The sequence below is a fragment of the Nocardia flavorosea NBRC 108225 genome, assembly GCF_001613385.1.
GTDB lineage: Bacteria > Actinomycetota > Actinomycetes > Mycobacteriales > Mycobacteriaceae > Nocardia > Nocardia flavorosea.
In genome coordinates, this window is sequence record NZ_BDCG01000016.1 from 15,273 (window position 1) to 33,485 (window position 18,213).

General features: G+C 66.8%; 13 protein-coding genes. 7 read left to right on the top strand and 6 right to left on the bottom strand.

The genetic code is table 11. The features are described from left to right. Positions 1–155: 155 nt before the first annotated feature. On the bottom strand, positions 156–1,478 hold the full coding sequence (locus NFL01S_RS20345; RefSeq protein ID WP_062977638.1) for a UDP-glucose dehydrogenase family protein: 1,323 nt from the start codon (positions 1,476–1,478) through the stop codon (positions 156–158). A 191-nt stretch (positions 1,479–1,669) separates the two neighbouring features. Here NFL01S_RS20345 and NFL01S_RS20350 point away from each other — a divergent pair, with 191 nt between their 5' ends. The 3 genes from NFL01S_RS20350 (at position 1,670) to NFL01S_RS20360 (ending at position 4,713) form a co-directional block, all read left to right on the top strand. Next, a complete protein-coding gene (locus NFL01S_RS20350) occupies positions 1,670–2,206 on the top strand; it encodes a YdcF family protein (RefSeq protein ID WP_062977640.1) in 537 nt (178 codons plus the stop codon). Between the two features lie 132 nt (positions 2,207–2,338). Beyond that, the gene (locus NFL01S_RS20355) at positions 2,339–3,571 is read left to right on the top strand and encodes an acyl-CoA dehydrogenase family protein (RefSeq protein WP_062977642.1); all 1,233 of its coding nucleotides are present in this window, start codon (positions 2,339–2,341) and stop codon (positions 3,569–3,571) included. Then, the gene (locus NFL01S_RS20360; RefSeq protein WP_062977643.1) at positions 3,571–4,713 is read left to right on the top strand and encodes an acyl-CoA dehydrogenase family protein; all 1,143 of its coding nucleotides are present in this window, start codon (positions 3,571–3,573) and stop codon (positions 4,711–4,713) included. Before NFL01S_RS20355 ends, NFL01S_RS20360 begins: the two co-directional genes overlap by 1 nt. A 105-nt stretch (positions 4,714–4,818) precedes the next feature. On the opposite strand, the gene NFL01S_RS20365 is transcribed toward NFL01S_RS20360, so the two are convergent. Further along, on the bottom strand, positions 4,819–5,118 hold the full coding sequence (locus tag NFL01S_RS20365) for a hypothetical protein (protein WP_307615604.1): 300 nt from the start codon (positions 5,116–5,118) through the stop codon (positions 4,819–4,821). Positions 5,119–5,250: 132 nt separating this feature from the next. On the opposite strand from NFL01S_RS20365, the gene NFL01S_RS20370 reads away from it, so the two are divergent. Next, positions 5,251–5,682, top strand: coding sequence for a PPOX class F420-dependent oxidoreductase (locus NFL01S_RS20370; protein ID WP_062978163.1), 432 nt, complete (start codon positions 5,251–5,253; stop codon positions 5,680–5,682). Between the two features lie 307 nt (positions 5,683–5,989). Here NFL01S_RS20370 and NFL01S_RS20375 read toward each other — a convergent pair whose 3' ends face one another. Beyond that, positions 5,990–9,085, bottom strand: a complete 3,096-nt coding sequence (locus NFL01S_RS20375) for a (Fe-S)-binding protein (RefSeq protein WP_062977645.1) — start codon at positions 9,083–9,085, stop codon at positions 5,990–5,992. Positions 9,086–9,571: 486 nt separating this feature from the next. On the opposite strand from NFL01S_RS20375, the gene NFL01S_RS20380 reads away from it, so the two are divergent. Continuing rightward, the gene (locus NFL01S_RS20380) at positions 9,572–10,279 is read left to right on the top strand and encodes a DUF8020 domain-containing protein (protein WP_245670808.1); all 708 of its coding nucleotides are present in this window, start codon (positions 9,572–9,574) and stop codon (positions 10,277–10,279) included. Positions 10,280–10,893: 614 nt separating this feature from the next. Here the strand turns inward: NFL01S_RS20380 and NFL01S_RS20385 are convergent. The 3 genes from NFL01S_RS20385 to NFL01S_RS20395 form a co-directional block, all read right to left on the bottom strand. Continuing rightward, positions 10,894–12,207 (bottom strand): S1 family peptidase, encoded by a 1,314-nt coding sequence (locus NFL01S_RS20385; protein ID WP_062977649.1) that lies wholly within the window; start codon positions 12,205–12,207, stop codon positions 10,894–10,896. An 18-nt stretch (positions 12,208–12,225) separates the two neighbouring features. Beyond that, positions 12,226–13,581, bottom strand: coding sequence for a S1 family peptidase (locus NFL01S_RS20390; protein WP_062977651.1), 1,356 nt, complete (start codon positions 13,579–13,581; stop codon positions 12,226–12,228). A gap of 145 nt (positions 13,582–13,726) precedes the next feature. Then, entirely contained in the window at positions 13,727–15,106 is a 1,380-nt protein-coding gene (locus tag NFL01S_RS20395; RefSeq protein WP_062977653.1) for a hypothetical protein, read from the bottom strand. Positions 15,107–15,615: 509 nt separating this feature from the next. Between NFL01S_RS20395 and dnaK the strand changes: the two genes are divergently transcribed. Together dnaK and grpE are read left to right on the top strand one after the other, a co-directional pair. Continuing rightward, a complete protein-coding gene (gene dnaK, locus NFL01S_RS20400; protein ID WP_062977655.1) occupies positions 15,616–17,466 on the top strand; it encodes a molecular chaperone DnaK in 1,851 nt (616 codons plus the stop codon). Continuing rightward, positions 17,463–18,200: a nucleotide exchange factor GrpE gene (gene grpE, locus NFL01S_RS20405; RefSeq protein WP_062977657.1), complete on the top strand. Its 738-nt coding sequence runs from the start codon at positions 17,463–17,465 to the stop codon at positions 18,198–18,200. The genes dnaK and grpE overlap by 4 nt, the downstream gene beginning before the upstream one ends. Positions 18,201–18,213: the final 13 nt, after the last annotated feature.

The window sequence follows — 18,213 nt, forward strand, 5'->3', positions numbered from 1 at the left end:
ACAGCCCATCCGTACTTCCCGCTTGACGATATGCGAGCGCCGGCCTGTCGGCGATGACGGCTCGTCCCCCGAACCAGGCGGCTCGGCCGACAGTACCGCCCGGTCCCGTCGTTTTGCCGAGGCCGGAACCGTACGTCCGGCTCGCTCACCAGACTCTACGGTGTGCCCAGCCCTGCGTACACCCATCCGGCAGCCCGCCAAGCGGCCTTATCGAGACAATTGCGGCCGTCGATGATCGAACGGGTACGGACCACCGAGTCCAGATCTTGCGGCCGCAGTGCGGTGAATTCCTGCCATTCGGTGAGCACGAGGACCACATCGGCGCGTTCACACGCCTCCCGTACCGAGGTCGCGTAACTCAGGGTGGGAAAGACGCGACGTGAGTTTTCCAGGGCTTTCGGGTCGTAGACGGTGACCACGGCGCCGTGGAGCTGGATCATTCCGGCCACATTGAGCGCCGGCGAGTCCCGCACATCGTCGGATTCGGGTTTGAACGCCGCGCCGAGCACTGCGACATTGGCGCCCAGTAGTGAACCGCCGCAGGCACGGGCCGCCATATCCACGATCTTGGTGCGGCGGCGCATATTGATGTTGTCCACTTCACGGAGGAAGGCGAGGGCGTGGTCGGCGCCCAGTTCGCCGGCGCGCGCCATGAACGCCCGGATGTCCTTGGGCAGGCAACCGCCGCCGAAACCGGCGCCGGCATTGAGGAACCGGCGGCCGATCCGTTCGTCGTAGCCGAGCGCGTCCGCCAGCACGGTGACATCCGCCCCGGTGGCCTCGCAGACCTCGGATACCGCATTGATGAACGAGATCTTCGTGGCGAGGAACGCATTCGCCGACACCTTGACCAGTTCGGCGGTGGCGAGGTCGGTGAGCAGGAACGGGATCTCGGCGGCAAGCAGATCGGCGTACAGTTCTTCGACCAGTTCGCGTATCCACGGCGCCCGCTCGCGTGAACCGTCGACGCCGAGTACCAGCCGGTCCGGGCGGAGGGTGTCGCGGACCGCGTAACCTTCCCGCAGGAATTCGGGATTCCAGGCGACCTCGATATCCACCGTGCTCAACGCTCGCGCGCGTTCACCCAGCGCGGCGGCAGTCCCCACCGGCACGGTGGATTTGCCGACGACCACACAGGGACGGGTGACCAGTGGCGCCAGCGTATCCACCACGGCGTGCACGTATTTGAGGTCCGCGGCGTATTCCCCCTTCTTCTGCGGTGTGCCTACGCCGAGGAAGTGCACATCGGCGTGGTCGGCGGCCTCGGCGTAGGAGGTGGTGAACCGGAGCCGGCCGGCGTCCAGGTTGCGGCGTAGCACCGCCTCCAGGCCCGGTTCGTAGAAGGGGGTGACGCCGTCGGAGAGTTTCGCGACCTTGCCCGGGTCGATATCGACCCCGAGAACCTCGTGGCCGAGTTCGGCCATACACGCTGCGTGCGTGGCCCCCAGGTACCCGGTGCCGAAGACTGTGCATCGCATAGACAATTGGTAATCGGCGTCGGTGGCCACACCAGAAAACCGAGGCGAGATGCCGGGCAACAGCAGATGTACACCCGACGACGCAACCGGCCGACCTGCGCAAACCTGTCCGCCGCCGGTTGTGCGTATGCGTTCGCCGCGTACCGTGCGTACTTCGCCCGTACCGGCCGGTGGCCCGTAGGATCGCGGCGGTGCGCCGCCGAACGACCCTCCTCGCCGCCGGGACGGTCGCCGTCGTGGTGTTCGTGTTCGCGCTGTGGCCGGTCTACGTCCGTCCGCAACGCGAGGAGCCCGCGTCCGCCGATGCGATCCTCGTGCTCGGTGGTGCGCACGACGGCCGGGAGGCGCTGGGGTTGCGGCTGGCGCGGGAGGGTTACGCGCCGCGGGTGCTGATTTCCAATCCGTACGAGGACAGCCCGCTGATCAACCGGATCTGTCACGGTGGTTACAGCTTCGAGGTGGTGTGTTTCGATCCGTCGCCCCGGACCACCCGGGGTGAGGCCCGGTATCTGGCGGACCAGGCGAGTGTGCACGGGTGGGACCGGGTCATCGTGGTGACCTTCACGCCGCATATCTCACGGGCCAGGTATGTGCTCGGCAAATGCTGGAGCGGGGAGTTGCTGTTCGTGGACACGCGCCCGGATCTCTCGATTCCGCGGTGGGCCTACGACTACCTGTATCAATCGGCGAGCTATGTCAAGGCGGTTTTCGAGGACTGCGGACGGTAGAAGGAACATTTCCCGCCCTGTGATGGCATGTGCCTTCAGTTTGACGCGATGAGAGAGAACTCGCTAGATTCTCTCTAGCACCGGTAGTCGCCGGACCTGCTGCGACGACGCATGAAGCCTTCGGGAGCGTGTATGGATTACGACTGGTCGGAGGCCGACAAGGCCTTCCGAAACGAGGTACGGGCGTTCCTGGCCGAGAAGCTGACCCCCGAGATCAGCACCGCGGGCCGGTTGATGACAAGTGTCTACTCCGACCACGAAGCCAGCCTGGAATGGCAGCGCATCCTGCACGAGCGGGGCTGGGCGGCGCCGCAGTGGCCGGTCGAGTACGGCGGTTGCGACTGGTCGCTCACCCAGCACTACATCTTCAGCCGCGAACTCACCCTGGCCGGCGCGCCCGCGCTCTCGCCGATGGGTATCCGGATGGTCGCCCCCGCGCTGATCGCATTCGGCACCGACGAGCAGAAGAACTACTTCCTGCCCCGCATCCTCACCGGCGAGGTCTTCTTCTGCCAGGGGTATTCGGAGCCCGAAGCAGGCTCGGACCTGGCCGCGCTCAGTATGGCCGCGGTCGACGACGGCGACGATTTCCTCTGCTCCGGCAGCAAGATCTGGACCACCCACGCCACCGAGGCGAACTGGATCTTCGGCCTGGTCCGCACCTCCCGCGAGGGTAGGAAACAGCAGGGCATCACCTTCATCCTGATGGATATGACCGCCCCCGGAATCGAGATCAGGCCCCTGGTCATGAGCTCCGGTGAGCAGGTGCAGAACCAGATCTTCTTCGACAACGTACGGGTCCCCAAGAGCAATGTGCTCGGGCAGATCGACGACGGTTGGACCGTCGCCAAATACCTGCTGGTCCACGAGCGCGGCGGCGGCGCGATGGCACCCGCGCTACAGGCCATGGCCGAGAACATCGCCACCGCCGCGGCGACCCAGCCGGGCCGCGACGGCAAACCGCTGAGCGCCGACCCGCATTTCGCCGCCCAGCTCGCCGACGCCCGAATCCGCACCGAAGTGCTCGAAGTCCTGGAATTCCGGACGCTGGCGGCCATGGCCACCGGTAAAGACCTGGGCAGCTCCTCGTCGATGCTGAAGATCCTGTCCACCGAACTCAGTCAGCAGCTCACCGAGCTCGCGCTCACCGCGGCCGGACCACGCGGCCGGGTCTACCAGCCACACGCCACCGCGCCCGGCGGCCCGATCGCGGAATACACCCCGCCCCCCGACGGCTACCTCAGCGGCGAGGATTGGCAGGCCGTCGCGCCACTGCGCTACTTCAACGACCGTGCGGGTTCGATCTACGCGGGCAGTAACGAGATCCAGCGAAATATCCTCGCCAAGGCAGCATTGGGGCTCTGATGGACTTCACCTTCACCGATGAACAGCAAATGCTGCGCGAAGCCGTCGCCGGGTTTTTCGCCGCCCGCTACGACCTCGAAAAAAGCCGCAGCGCAGTCAAAACCGGGGCCGGTTGGCAACCCGAGATCTGGCGCGGCCTGGCCGAACTGGATGTACTCGGACTGACCCTGCCGGAGGAAACCGGCGGATCCGGCGGAGGCCCCGTCGAATCCATGATCATTGCCGAGGAATTGGGTCGCGCGCTGGTCGTGGAACCCTATGTGGACACCGTGGTGGTCGGCGGCGGGCTGCTGCGCCGCTCCGACGGTGAAACCGCCCGGGCAGTATTGCGGCAGATCGCCGCAGGCAGTGCGCGGATCGCCTTCGCCGCACTCGAACCGGGATCCGGCGAAGTGCGCCACGATGTATCGGCCACCGCCCGCCGCGACGGTGACGGCTGGGTCCTCGACGGCAGCAAGATCGTGGTCACCGGGGCGCCCATCGCCACCCACCTGATCATCTCCGCCCGCACCGCCGGTGAACGCCGCGATCAGGACGGGATCTCCCTGTTCCTGCTGGAATTCGACGCCGCAGCGCCACCGGCCGGAGTCGAAGTGCACCGCTACCGCACCATCGACGACCGGGTCGCCGCCGACCTCACCTTCACCGATTTCCGGCTCCCCGCCGACGCGCTCCTCGGTGCGGAAGGCCAGGCCTGGCCGATCATCGATGCAACCGTCGACGACGCCATCGCCGCGGTCGCCTCCGAAGCCGTCGGGTTGATGCGCAAGGTGCTCGGCGACACGGTCGAATACACTGAACAGCGCCGGCAGTTCGGCGTCCCGATCAGCAGTTTCCAGGCGCTGCAACACCGTATGGTCGATATGCTGATCGAACTCGAGCAGAGCATCGCCGCCGCCTACCTGGCCGCCTACGCACTGCAGGCCGAACCCGCCGAACGGGCCCGCGCCATCTCCGCGGCCAAAGTCACCATCGGCCGCGCGACCCGGCTCATCGGCCAGGAATCGGTGCAGTTGCACGGCGCGATGGGTATGACCGAGGAATTGGCCATCGGCCACTATTTCAAGCGGCTCACCGCCATCGAATACGAATTCGGTAACAGCTCCGATCATCTCGCCCGCTACATAGCGTTGACGAACTGATCGGCCCGCACCCCACTCACCTACCTCTGCCCGAGTGGGGTGCGGAAACCCGTGCCGGGCCGTGCGGTGGCTCGACAGAGGGGGATCACCGCCCGGCCCGGTACGTCAGTACTCGAGTTCGGTCCACGGAATGGTGATCGGGAACGGAAAATCGATCCGGATACCGTCTTCGTCCGCTGGGGTCCATTCGCCTGTCAGCAGGTAGTTGGCCGGCCGCAGTGGGCGTACACCGTCAGGCAGCTTCCCCGGTTCGGTTTCCAGACCGTACGCGCGAACCGTTGCGATGGTGCTGGTGGCCTGCGCAAGGGTCACTTCCCAGTACCAAGGGACGCTCGCGCTCGCGGCGCCCGGGAGGCGCACGAAACCGTTGGCGATGAACGCTGCCACCTGTTCGTCGTCGAGCATGCACCTATTCGAACCATTACCTCGGCGGCTGCGCCAGTGATTTTCCGGTCGAACCCGGTCGCGGCGCAATCCATTCATGCCGCCGATCCCTACGCTGGAATAGCGGCCGCCGCCCACGACTTGGACCCGGATATGACGAACCCACAGTTCGATCCGCGCACGCTGCTGGCCGAAGGCCGCTTGGGCATCCTGGCCACGATCAAATCGGACGGCCTACCGCAACTGTCGCCGGTTACCCCCTACTACGACCGGGACGCAAACGTCATCTACGTCTCGATGACCGAGGGCCGGGCGAAAACCGTGAACCTGCGCCGTGACCCGCGCGCGGCACTGGAGGTAACCCGCGCCGACGGCTGGGCCTGGGCCACCGCGGAGGGCACGGTTACCCTCATCGGCCCGGGTACCGACCCCCACGGCCCTGAGGTCGAGGCACTCGTCGACTACTACCGTGCCGCCGCCGGCGAGCATCCGGATTGGGACGAGTACCGGTCGGTGATGGTCTCCGACCGCCGAGTGCTCATGAAACTTTCGGTCGAGCACGTGTACGGCGCGGTCTTGCGCTGACGCCGTACCCGCGGCGCTGGTGCTGCCATAGTTCGCACGGCCCGCATGGCCCCGCGGTGTCCGCGGAAAGGGCTCCCCGGCCCTCGTCGAGAGCCCGACCGCAAACCGTAACCGGTATGCGCAGATCATTCGATCCGGCCGAAGACCGCGGAAATGCCCTATGTGAGTGGCAGGTTCCGGCACGTAGCCCTGGGACGGAGCGAGGGCCCGGCACTGCGCCGGGCCCGGGCCCTCGTCGATCGAACTTCGATCCGGCTCGGTCCGATCCTGTGGATCGGGCCGAAATCGCCGGACTCCGGTTGGTGTGTCAGCCCTTGCGGCCCGGCGCCTTCGCACCGGATTTGAAGCCGAGGGCGCCCGGCTTGGCCGCCGGTGGGGTCGCACCGGACCCGTTGCCCGCGGTGCCGTTGCCTTTCGAACCCGAGGTCTCGGCGGCGGGTTCGGACGATGCCGGTTCCTCCGCCTCGACTGCCGCTGCCGGTTCGGCGGGCGCGGGTTCGGCGTCAGGGGCCTGGGCGCCGGGCGCCTTCGGCCCCGGGCGCTTGAACCCGGACTTCATCGCCAGGCCCTTGGCCGGTTTCGAGGGCTTGCTCTCGGCCGGAGCCGCCGTGGTGGGCTGCTCCGGGGATTCGGCCGGTGCCGCGGATTCCGTCGGGCCGGTATCGGCCGCGGGGGCGGATTCCGCTGCCGGAGCGGCGGGCTTGGTTCCCGGGGCCTTCGGGCCGGGACGTTTGAACCCGGACTTCATCGCGAGGCCCTTGGCGGCGACCGTGGGTTTGGACTCGGTCGGGGCCGAGCGCGCGGTGGAATCCGCGTCGGTGGTGGATTCGGCCGGTGCCGGTTCCGTGGCGGGTGCCTTGGCCCCGGGTGCCTTGGCGGCCCCCTTCATGGCGAGACCCTTGCCGCCGGGTGCCTTGGCGGCGCCCTTCATCCCGAGCCCGTTGGCAGGCGCGGCCGGAGCCGCTTCGCCGGCATCGGCTTCCGTAGCGGGTGCCTTGGCCCCCGGTGCCTTGGCGGCGCCCTTCATGCCGAGACCCTTGCCGGGTGCCTTCGCCGGTCCCTTCATGGCCAGCCCGCCGCCCTTCGGAGCCGCCTTCTCCGCCGCCGGGGCCGTCGCTTCGGCGACCGGTTCGGGCTCGGGTTCCGGTTCGGGCTCGGGGTCGGCCTTGGGCTCCTGGATGACCGTGAGGTTGGCGGTCAGCTGTTCCGGCTGCTGCCGTTCGATGGATTCGAGCATCAGCTGCGCGACATCGACGACCTCCACGCCCTCGCCCTGGCCGGACTCCTGGCGTGCGGTGACACCGTCGGTGAGCATGACCCGGCAGAACGGGCAGCCCGTGGCGATCTTGGCGGGAGAGGTGGTCAGCGCCTCGTCCACGCGGTCGATATTGATGCGCTTGCCCAACTGCTCTTCCATCCACATCCGGGCGCCACCGGCGCCGCAGCACATGGACCGTTCGCCGTGGCGGGGCATTTCCACCAGGTTCGAACCCGACGCCGCCATGAGTTCACGGGGTGCGTTGTAGACCTTGTTGTGGCGGCCCAGATAGCAGGGGTCGTGGTAGGTCACGTTCTGCGATACCGGAGCGACCGGGACGAGCTGTTTTCCGCGCACCAGCCGATTCAGCAGCTGGGTATGGTGCACCACCTCATAGGTGCCGCCGACCTGCGGGTACTCGTTGTTGAGCGCGTTGAAGCAGTGCGCGCAGGTGACGACGATCTTCTTCTTTTTCTGCTCCACACCTTCGAACACCGAATCCAGCAATTCGATGTTCTGCATGGCCAGCTGCTGGAACAGGAATTCGTTACCCGCACGCCGCGCCGAATCGCCGGTGCAGGTCTCTTCCTGGCCCAGCACCATGAATTTCACCCCGGCGGTCGCGAGCAGTTCCGCGACGGCCTTGGTGGTCTTCTTGGCGCGATCCTCGTAGGCGCCGGCGCAGCCGACCCAGAACAGGTATTCGTAACCGTCGAAGCTGTCGGCGTCCTTACCGAACACCGGGATATCGAAATCGACCTCGTTGATCCAGTTGAGCCGGTCCTTGGCGTTCTGGCCCCACGGATTGCCCTTGTTCTCCAGGTTCTTGAACAGACCCGCGAGTTCGGACGGGAACTCCGATTCGATGAGCACCTGATAGCGGCGCATATCGATGATGTGGTCGACGTGCTCGATATCGACCGGGCACTGTTCGACGCAGGCGCCACAGGTGGTGCAGCTCCACAGCACCTCGGGATCGATGATGCCGCCGATATCCTCGGCGCCGACCAGGGGACGCTCGGCTTCGGCGCGGGCAGCCTCGGAGATCTTGGCCAGCTTTGCCTCATCGGGCTTACCGTCGGCGTCGACCAGGCCGATCTCGTCGCCCGCCGGATCCTTGCTGCCGCCGGCCAGCAGATACGGAGCCTTGGCGCGGCCGTGGTCACGCAGCGACATGATCAGCAGCTTGGGCGAGAGGGGCTTACCGGTGTTCCACGCCGGGCATTGCGACTGGCAGCGGCCGCATTCGGTGCAGGTGGTGAAGTCCAGCCAGCCCTTCCACGAGAAGTCCTCGACCCGGCCGGCGCCCAGTGTGTCGGTATCGGGATCGACGTTCTCCATGTCCAGGGCACGCCCCTTGGACATCATCGGCTTTGCGGCGCCCAGAGCGACGCCGCCGTCGTCCTCACGTTTGAAATAGATATTGGGGAACGCAGAGAACCGGTGCCAGGCGACACCCCAGGTGATGTTGCGGCCGACCAGGTACAGGAAAGCCATACCGGACATCAGTTTGATGAAGGCGAAGATCGACACCATGGTCGGGCTGGCGGGCAGCAGTTCGGCCACCCGCATGGTGAAGAAATCGGTCGCGCCGTTGGCGTGGCCGTAGGTTGCGATCTTGCCGGCCTTCACGAAAACCATGCCCAGGCCCTCGAGGAGCACGATCGCCTCGATCACATAGGCCGCGCCGAAGGCCGAACCGCTGAACCGGGAGAGCCGCTCCGGTACCCGCGGGTGGTTCAGCTGTCGGATGATGATCAGCGTCAGGATGCCGACGACCGTGCCGATACCGAGGATCTCGTCCCACAGGTGGTAGATCGCGGTGTCGCCGATGATCGGCCAGTGGAAGGCCGGGTCGAAGGTCTGCCCGTATGCCTCGAACCAGAGGATCGCGCCGCCGATGAAGCCGATCATCACCAGCCAGTGGGCCCAGCCGACCGTCCGGAACTTGTTCATCCGGGTATGCGCCAGGAACTCCACCAGCATCTGCTTGAGGCGCGGGAAGAACGGACGCCAGCGATCGGGTGCGGGCTGGCCCAGCATGATGGCGCGGACGATATCCCGGACGCCGCCGAAGAACGACGCCCAACACAGCAGGCTGAGCGCCGCTCCCAAGGTGCCCAGCGTCACTGTCAGGGCATTCATGTCGCGACCTTTCTTTCGAGGCAACACGAGGTGCGAGGAACGATGAGTAACCTCGTCCGGCTCGTATCGTAACCGCCGGTAAGTTACTCGCCGGTAACTACTGCCCTCCAGTGTACGATCGCCGTTGCGCTGTCAGCCCATCTGCCTGGGCTTTCCTATGTTCGGGGGCCCGTGATCAATGTCACCTTATTCAGTTGGCGGTCCATAACTATCAGTGCTGATGAACACCGTAAAGGGCCCGCTGTGAACGGCCGCGCTAAGGCCAGGCTTACCCGCCGGTTTCTCACGTTTGGGACACGAATCTCGCCTTTCGCCAACACATTCGATTACGCTCAGCGAGATCTGTCAGGACAACGTGACATCTCATAACGCTCGGGGAGGAATTTCGGGTCGCGGCCCCCTCGCGATCCCCTCGCGTGCGGATGTCGCGCTGGATACCCCGATTGGAAATGGATGAAACTCGCGAGACCCACTGCCCTCGCGGCAATGGTCATTGGTTCGCTCACCCTGAGCTTCGGCACGTCGCACGCCGAGCCTGCTGCTCCGGCGCCGAAAGAACCGGTCAACTACGTTGTGCAACTCGTCGAGAAGACCGTTGTCGCAACTATCGCAGGCGGAACCTTCTCGATCGTCGAGAAGGAGCTCGAGCCTGAGCCTGCTCCGGCCGACCCGGGCGTATCGGAAGGGGAGCCGATCGCGGAAGGCACCAAGACCCAGGTGCTGGAGATCAAAGACAAGACCGGCGACCTGGTCGCGTCGATGCCGTTGGAGTTCACTGCCAATGGAGTCGATGTCCCGGTGAAATCCGAGGTCAAGAAAGACGGCTCTGTCGTCGAAATCGTCCCGGAGAAGCCGGAAAACCTCGAGCCCGGTGACACGGTGCTGCATCCTGTGGCCCAGCCCATTGCCTCACCGTCCGAAAATCAGATGGCGATCAACGAGTTCTCGAGCTACTTCGGGCTCGCGACTGCCATCGGTGGCTTCGTGGGCACCGCCATCGGGTTCGTGGTCGGCTGTGTCGTCATTCCCGCGATCGGGTGCATCCCGGGCGCGGGCATCGGCGGCATCATCGGCACGATCGCGGTCGGTGGACCGACCCTCATCGGCGCGGGTGTTGAGCTGATCAACACGTTGCAGGCCCCCGCGGGCACCACCAAGTGGGCCAACGAAGGCAAGCCGGTCGGGGAGAAGTAGCAGCTTCCCGAGCCAGCGAAGGGCCGACAGCAAGCGTGCTGTCGGCCCTTTCTTTGTGTGCCGAGACTCTCGAATACGGGCCTGTATTTTCACGGAAGCAGCACGACGAGTTGCGTTTGGTGGTCCAGCGACATATCGCAGGAGCAACCTCGGCGTGCTGGATTCGAACCACATGACAAGGCCGGCAGCGATCTCGCTGCCGGCCGTTCGCGTCTCCGGTGAACACGGCTACAGGTCCCAGGCCGCCGAGGCCCCGAATAGGCCGACGGGCCGCCGTGGCGTTCATGGCCGGATGTGGACGAGACGGGCTCACGGCTGCGCTGCCCGACGTATCGCTGCGCAGCGTGTCGGACCGTTCACTCAGCGCTGGCGTCCGGTAGACCCGCTTCATGGCAGTGTGTGGTCGGCCCGCATGGTTCACGCGGGCCGGGTTCCACGGGGTGCTTCCAGGTGCTGTGCCCCGCCGGCCCTGCCTGCCGCGCTGTCGCAAGCCGCCCACCTACAGGTGAAGGGCCGGCAGCTTACGCTGCCGGCCCTTCATCAGCTCTATGCCCGGGGGAGTCACACCCGCTGCCCTCACCTTCCATCGGGATGGGGAAGGGTGGGCGTTCCGTCTAGCTCGTGCGGATACGCAGGCCCGGATTGTCGGAGAGCACCACGCTCACCGGCTGCGCGAACAACTGCGGGGCGTTACCGGTGAGCACGCCCAGGATGTTGGGGATTTCGCAGATCGGGTAGTCGGCGACCGAGGAGGCGCTGGAAATCCCCAGGGCCAGCCGGCCGGTGACGATCGCGCCGCCACTGTCGCCGGGGAGGGCGCAGATATTGGCGGAGAAGCTCTGGGTGAGCTGGCGATCGCCGACCTGCACCGTCTGATCGACGGCGTTCACGACACCGCAGCTGAAGCCGGTACGCGAACCGGACTTGCAGACCGGGGCGCCGACCACCGGGGTGGCCACGCCCTCGATCGGCACCGGCCCGGCGCCCGGCACCTTGACCTGGTTGTTCTCGAAGCGGCCGACGGCGCCGTCCTCGATATCGAGGATCGAGTAGTCCTGATTGCCGAGGACCGACTTCTGGAAGGTGGCGATCTTCGGGCCGACGCGGTTACCGCCGAGGGATTCGTGTACGGAGGCGGCGCCGACGTTGTCGAGATCCGGGTTGCAGTGGCCGGCGGTGATGTTCACGGTGTCACCGCCCGGGCCGATCCCGTTGAACCCGAAGGAACAGCGCAGCGAACCGTCTCCGGCCACCGAGGCATATCCGTCGCCGCCGCCGAGCGGTGCCGCGGCACCGGCTTCGGCGATATCGGCGGCCGGCAGCGTTTCCGCCGCGACCGGCGGGGCCATCACGATGACGCGGGCCGGGTCGATGAAGTTCGGCATCGGCAGGCCGGCCTGGTCGACGCGGACGGCGATGCTGTTGTTGACGGTATCGATGACCACACCGCGGACCAGTGCGGAGACCGCGGCGGGCTGGCCGTCGAGCCAGCGCTCGAACGCGCTCTTCTCACCACGCAGGGTTTGTTCGCTCTTGGCGACATTGCGGACGACGAAACCGGTCGACTCCGCGGCGCTACGCGCTTCCGCGTCGCCGGGGCCGGGTGCGAGGGCGACCACGCCCTTGCCGTGTTGGTCGAGCCAGGCGCCCGCGAACACCTGCGGGAACTGGCGCTGCGCGGTGGTGGCGAATGCGGCCACCTGCTGGGCCGTATCGGCGCGCTGCAGATACTCCTCGGGGGAGATGTGCAGATCGCGGCTGAGGGCCGCGACGAGATCGGCGGGCAGGCCGGGACCGGGGTCTGGGGCGGCGGAAGACACCGCGGTGGGGCCGAACAGCAGTACTGCCGCCGAGGCGGCCGCCGCGGCCCGGAAGGTGCGGGTTCTGAACGGCGTCGTTCGCCGTTTACCTATGCGTGGCATGAGCATGCAGAGACTATATCGGGATCACCCGGCATTCTGCCTGGTTCGTACGCTGATACCGCTACCGAGGCCGCCGCCGGAGGTGGCTTCGATATCGGCGAGTACCGCGCGGATCGGAATGCCCAGCGTGGCGGTGCCGCCGTACTGGGCGAGGGCGATATTCGCTTCACCGCAGTCGGGAGCGTCGGCGGCGTTCGAACCGCTGGTGATCCCGAGTGCCAGGGTGCCGGTGATGATGGCCCCGCCGCTGTCGCCGCCCAGGGTGCAGGCGGTGCTGGCGAAGCCGCGGATGGTTTTGGCCTCGCCCTCGGTGGTGAACAGCTGGGTTTCGACTCGGTCGGCGACGACGAAGCCGCAGGTGAAGGTGGACGACTGTCCGGATTTGCATACCGGCGCGCCGACCACCGGGTCGGCGGTGCCGGTGATGTTCACGGTGGTGCCGTTGGCGCCGCGTACCGAGGGCTGGTCCATTCCGGCGCCCACGGCGCGTTCGTTCAGCTGGATCACCGAATAGTCGAGGGTGGCGGCACCACCCAATTCGGATTTCACGAAGGTGCCCAGCTGCGGGCTGGCCGGAATATTGTGGACGTTCGGGCTGTACACGGCCGCGCGCTCGTCGCCCTTGTCCAGGTTCGGATTGCAGTGTCCGGCACTGATATTCAGTGCGTTTCCGGCGGAATCGACGCTGTTGAAGCCGAACGAGCAGACATCGACACTACGCAGTTCGGCGTCGTCGAGGGGGCCGGGCGCGCTGATATAGGTATCGCCGCCCATCGGCCGGCGTTCGACCGGGCCGCCGCTGCCGGGACCGAGGACCACTTTGACGTTGGCGATGAGCGTCGGCAGATTGAGCATATGCGCCAGCGGCGTGTTGGCGACATTCACGACCAGCTGGCTGTTGAGGAAGTCGATGGCGATCGAATTGATCACCTGCGAAATATCGTGCGGCTGGTCGGCAACCCATTGATTCAGTTGTGTCAGCGAGGTTTCCAGCGCGGCCGCCGACACCGGGGCAAGGCGGGTGTGGTAGCCGTCGGCGCTGGCCACCTTGGCGGCGTCCGGTGAGGTCACGGCGACGATCGGTTTACCCTCCGGGGTCATCCACGCGCCGGCGAATACATCGGGGCGTTCGGCGCGGAATTCGGCCGCGTAGTCCTGGAGTTGCTGGGCGCGGGCCGACCGGTCCAGGTATTCGGTCGGGGTCATCTGCAGATCACGGGACAGTGCTTGGACGAATTCGGGCGGCAAGTCCTCGGCTCTCAGCTGTTCCGGGGCGGGTTCCGCGGTCGCCGGAACCGCGCCGAACAGGGGAGTCAGGAGAACGGCAGAGCTGATGATGGCAGCTTTGACCGCGGCGCGACGCGCCACCGACTTGCGCATGGAGTCCCTTCGTCGGCACTGTGTGCCAGATTATCCATGGCCACGGGATTGAAACCGTTGGCGCACAGGTGTGGTCGAGCTGACCGAGGCTTCCGGGGGTGGCCGGGAAAACACCGGTCAGGCGAACACTCTAAGGCACAAACCGCTATCTGGCTTCTTGTTGGCGGCCTTCCTGGGAACCGGTGTCGGGAAGGTCCGGATCCTCGCTGCGGAAAGGCATGGGGAACGGGAAGAATTCGTAACCCGGCCGCGCCCGGGTTGTCGTGGTTTCGGTAGTGCTGGTCGTGGGATCGGTGAGCGTCGGGCCACTCGGTTCGGTGGTGCCGGGAACCGAAGTCGTCGGCGGTGGCGCAGATTGCGTCGTGGTGGTCACCGGTGGCGTCGTGATGACGGGCTCGGTGGTTTCGACCGGTTCCGGTTCGTAGGTCGGCTCGGGAACATAGGTCGGCTCGGCGGGCGGCGGAGCCACCGGCGGTGGCGGCGCGGGCGGCGGGGGCGCGGGGGTTTCGGTCACGGTGCTCGGCGCCGGCCCGGGGCCGGGCTCGGCCGCCCCCGGCCGCAGGAACGCGGTAACTCCGAGCGCGCCGATCACCAGGCCCGCGAACGCGGCGACGGCTATCAGGACGGCCGTACGCCGGGACCCCTTCGTTTCGGCCGATGCCGGGGTGCGGGCGGCGCCTTTCGGCGGTGTTGTGGCGGACCCGGAAGCCTGCGTGCCCGGTTGCGGGGTGCCCGGATCGGCCGCCGGTAGGGCGCCCGCGGCCGCCGAGGTGACTCCCAATCCGGCGGCGAGCACACCCAGACTGGGCCCGCCGTAGGTGGCCTCCGGGTCCGCCTCGGGATCGGCCTCCGTGAACGGGGCGGCGGCCACCGCTGGAAAGGCCGGGTCGGGGTCCACCGCGGAATACGCTTTCGCCGGTGTGTCGCCGGACCCCAGTTTCGGCATGACGACCGTGTCGAGGAAGGAGTTCTCGGCGGTGCCGGGGTCGGGCGGGGTGGCGCCGGCGGGAGTCTCGAGCACCACGGCCAAGGCGGCGCGACCGGCGCTCTCGGCGAAGTACCGGCCGATCTCTTCGGCGCTGTGGCCGCCGGAGCGCGGGGGCAGTTCGTCCTCGCCGATGAGGGCGACGGATCCGAGGCCCAGGTAGTCGAGTGCGCCGCGTAGCGCGAAGACCTGCGCGGCGGGCCAGCCGCCGGGATGGGTCGCATAGAACTCGGCGGGGCCGTTGAGGTAGTCGGCGGTGAGGTTGATCAGGCAGAACATCGCGGTGGCGAGCAGATCCTCGCCGCGGTAGGCCTCGCCGTCGTCCACGGCCACGCCGGCCGGATCGCCTACGGCGGAGACGAAGCCGGTGATGGTCTGGGTGTAGCCGGGTGGGGGTGTGGTGCCACCGAGTTCGGCGTCGCCTTCGTCGGACATGTGCAGGATCGGTTCGCGGATGATGAAGTGCGGATCCCCGTCATCGCTGACGACCGCCGCGGTGCACGCATGCTCGGCGATGTGCAGGCCCACCCCAGTGGCCATCCTCGGATCCTCGCTTCGATTTCCTCATCCAGCAACGACGCTACGGGTTCGTGTCCGTCTCGACCGGCGCGGCGCGCGGCGACCGTGCGCGGAGCATTGACAATAGCTGCGGTCGGGGTCCGGCGGGGAGTCGGGCGCGGGGTACCGGACCGCCGGTAGGTCCCCGGCGTGGCGTGGGTCCGGCGCGGCACAGCTGGGTCACGATGTCGGACCGGCCGGGTTTTCCGACGTGGTGACGGGAAGAATGGCGGCGAGGCGCAGGGTGGGAATAGATCGCCGATGTCCGAGGTTGAGCTGATCGACAATGTTGAGTGTGTCCGACTCAAGTCTGGCTTGACGGTCCGCGCTGAGACGGGCAGGATTGAGCCGACCACGCTCAGTATTGCTGGGACCGTGCTCTATGCCGTGCCTGGGGCTGGTCCGAGCGTCGCAGGCCCTGCTGGGTCTCGGCGTATTGGGGCGGACAGCCCGTACAGACACAAGCAGTCGAAAACGAGGAGGAACAACAAATGGCTCGTGCGGTCGGAATCGACCTCGGGACCACGAACTCGGTCGTCGCCGTTCTCGAAGGTGGTGAGCCGGTCGTCGTCGCCAACTCCGAGGGTTCGCGCACTACGCCCTCGGTTGTCGCGTTCGCGAAGAACGGAGAGGTTCTGGTGGGCCAGCCCGCCAAGAACCAGGCAGTCACCAACGTCGACCGTACGATCCGCTCGGTCAAACGCCATATCGGCACCGACTGGACCGTCGAGATCGACGACAAGAAGTACACCTCGCAGGAGATCAGCGCGCGCACGCTGATGAAGTTGAAGCGCGACGCCGAGTCCTACCTGGGTGAAGAGATCACCGATGCGGTGATCACCGTCCCCGCCTACTTCGAGGACGCCCAGCGCCAGGCCACCAAGGAAGCCGGCCAGATCGCCGGCCTCAACGTGCTGCGCATCGTCAACGAGCCCACCGCCGCGGCCCTGGCCTACGGCCTGGACAAGGGCGACAAAGAGCAGACCATCCTGGTCTTCGACCTCGGTGGCGGCACCTTCGACGTGTCGCTGCTGGAAATCGGCGAGGGCGTCGTCGAGGTCCGTGCGACCTCCGGTGACAACCACCTCGGTGGTGACGACTGGGACGAGCGGGTCGTGAAATGGCTGGTCGACAAGTTCAAGTCCAGCTCCGGTATCGACCTGACCAAGGACAAGATGGCCATGCAGCGGCTGCGTGAGGCCGCCGAGAAGGCCAAGATCGAGCTGAGCTCCTCGCAGAGCACCTCGATCAACCTGCCCTACATCACCGTCGACGCGGAGAAGAACCCGCTGTTCCTCGACGAGCAGCTCACCCGCGCCGAATTCCAGAAGATCACCTCGGATCTGCTGGACCGCACCCGGGCGCCATTCCAGTCCGTGGTCAAGGACGCCGGGATCAAGGTCGCCGATATCGACCACGTCGTGCTCGTCGGTGGCTCCACCCGGATGCCCGCCGTAACCGATCTGGTCCGCGAGCTCACCGGTGGCAAGGAACCCAACAAGGGCGTGAACCCGGACGAGGTCGTCGCCGTCGGCGCCGCCCTGCAGGCCGGTGTGCTCAAGGGTGAGGTCAAGGACGTCCTGCTGCTCGATGTGACCCCGCTGTCGCTGGGTATCGAGACCAAGGGCGGTGTGATGACCAACCTCATCGAACGCAACACCACCATCCCGACCAAACGTTCGGAAACCTTCACCACGGCCAACGACAACCAGCCGTCGGTGCAGATCCAGGTGTTCCAGGGCGAGCGCGAAATCGCCGCGCACAACAAACTGCTCGGCTCCTTCGAGCTCACCGGTATCCCGCCGGCCCCGCGTGGTGTGCCGCAGATCGAGGTCACCTTCGATATCGACGCCAACGGCATCGTGCACGTGACCGCGAAGGACAAGGGCACCGGTAAAGAGAACACGATCAAGATCCAGGACGGCTCCGGCCTGTCCAAGGAAGAGATCGACCGGATGGTCAAGGACGCCGAGGCGCACGCCGCCGAGGACAAGGAGCGGCGCGAGGAAGCGGAGACCCGCAACCAGGCCGAATCGCTGGTCCACCAGACCGAGAAGTTCATCGCCGATAACGAGGACAAGGTCCCGGCCGACGTGAAGTCCAAGGTCGAAGCCGCGATCGGCGAGGCCAAGGAAGCCCTGAAGGGCACCGACACCGCCGCGGTGAAGGCCGCGGTGGAGAAGCTGGCCACCGAATCGCAGGCGCTGGGTCAGGCGATCTACGAGGCCTCGGCAGCCGAGGGCGCGGCGTCCGGTGACGGTGCGGCAAGCGGTACCGCCGGTGACGACCAAGTGGTCGACGCCGAGGTCGTGGACGAACCGGTCGACACGGAGAAGAAGTGACGAACGCGGGTAAGAATTCCGAGGAACCGATCAGCTTCGTCGACAAGCGCAAGATCGATCCGGAAACCGGTGAGGTCCGGGATCCGGCCGGGGCTGCCGATGCGGCTGCCCCGGCCGGGGACGAGGCCGTCGCGGACGCCGAGGAGCGGGTCGCCCCGCAGGCGCCGCAGTCGGGTCTGGACGGTGACGGTGCCGAGGCGGCGGCAGAGGCCGCGACGGCAGCCGATCCGGCGGCCGAACTCGCCGAGCGCACCGCCGATCTGCAGCGGCTCACGGCGGAGTACACCAACTACCGCCGCCGGGTCGAACGCGATCGCAAAACCGCGATGGATACCGCGAAGGCCGCCGTGGTCACCGAGCTGCTGGGTGTGCTCGACGACCTGGACCGCGCCAAAGCGCACGGCGACCTGGAATCCGGACCGTTGCGTTCGGTGGCCGACAAGCTGATCGAGGCACTGCGTAAACAGGGGCTCGAGGAATTCGGGACCGAGGGCGATGCCTTCGACCCGAATCTGCATGAGGCCGTACAGCACGAAGGCGCCGGGCACGATCCGGTGCTCGGCGTGGTCATGCGTAAGGGTTACCGCTTCGGCGAACGGGTGCTGCGGCACGCGATGGTCGGAGTGACCGACGGCGTGGGTGATACCACGGCCGACACCACCGCCGATGCCGCTCCCGCGGCCGAAGCCGCAGCAGCGGAGGCATCGGATGCGGATGCCGGTTCGTCGAATTAGTGATCCCGCGGCG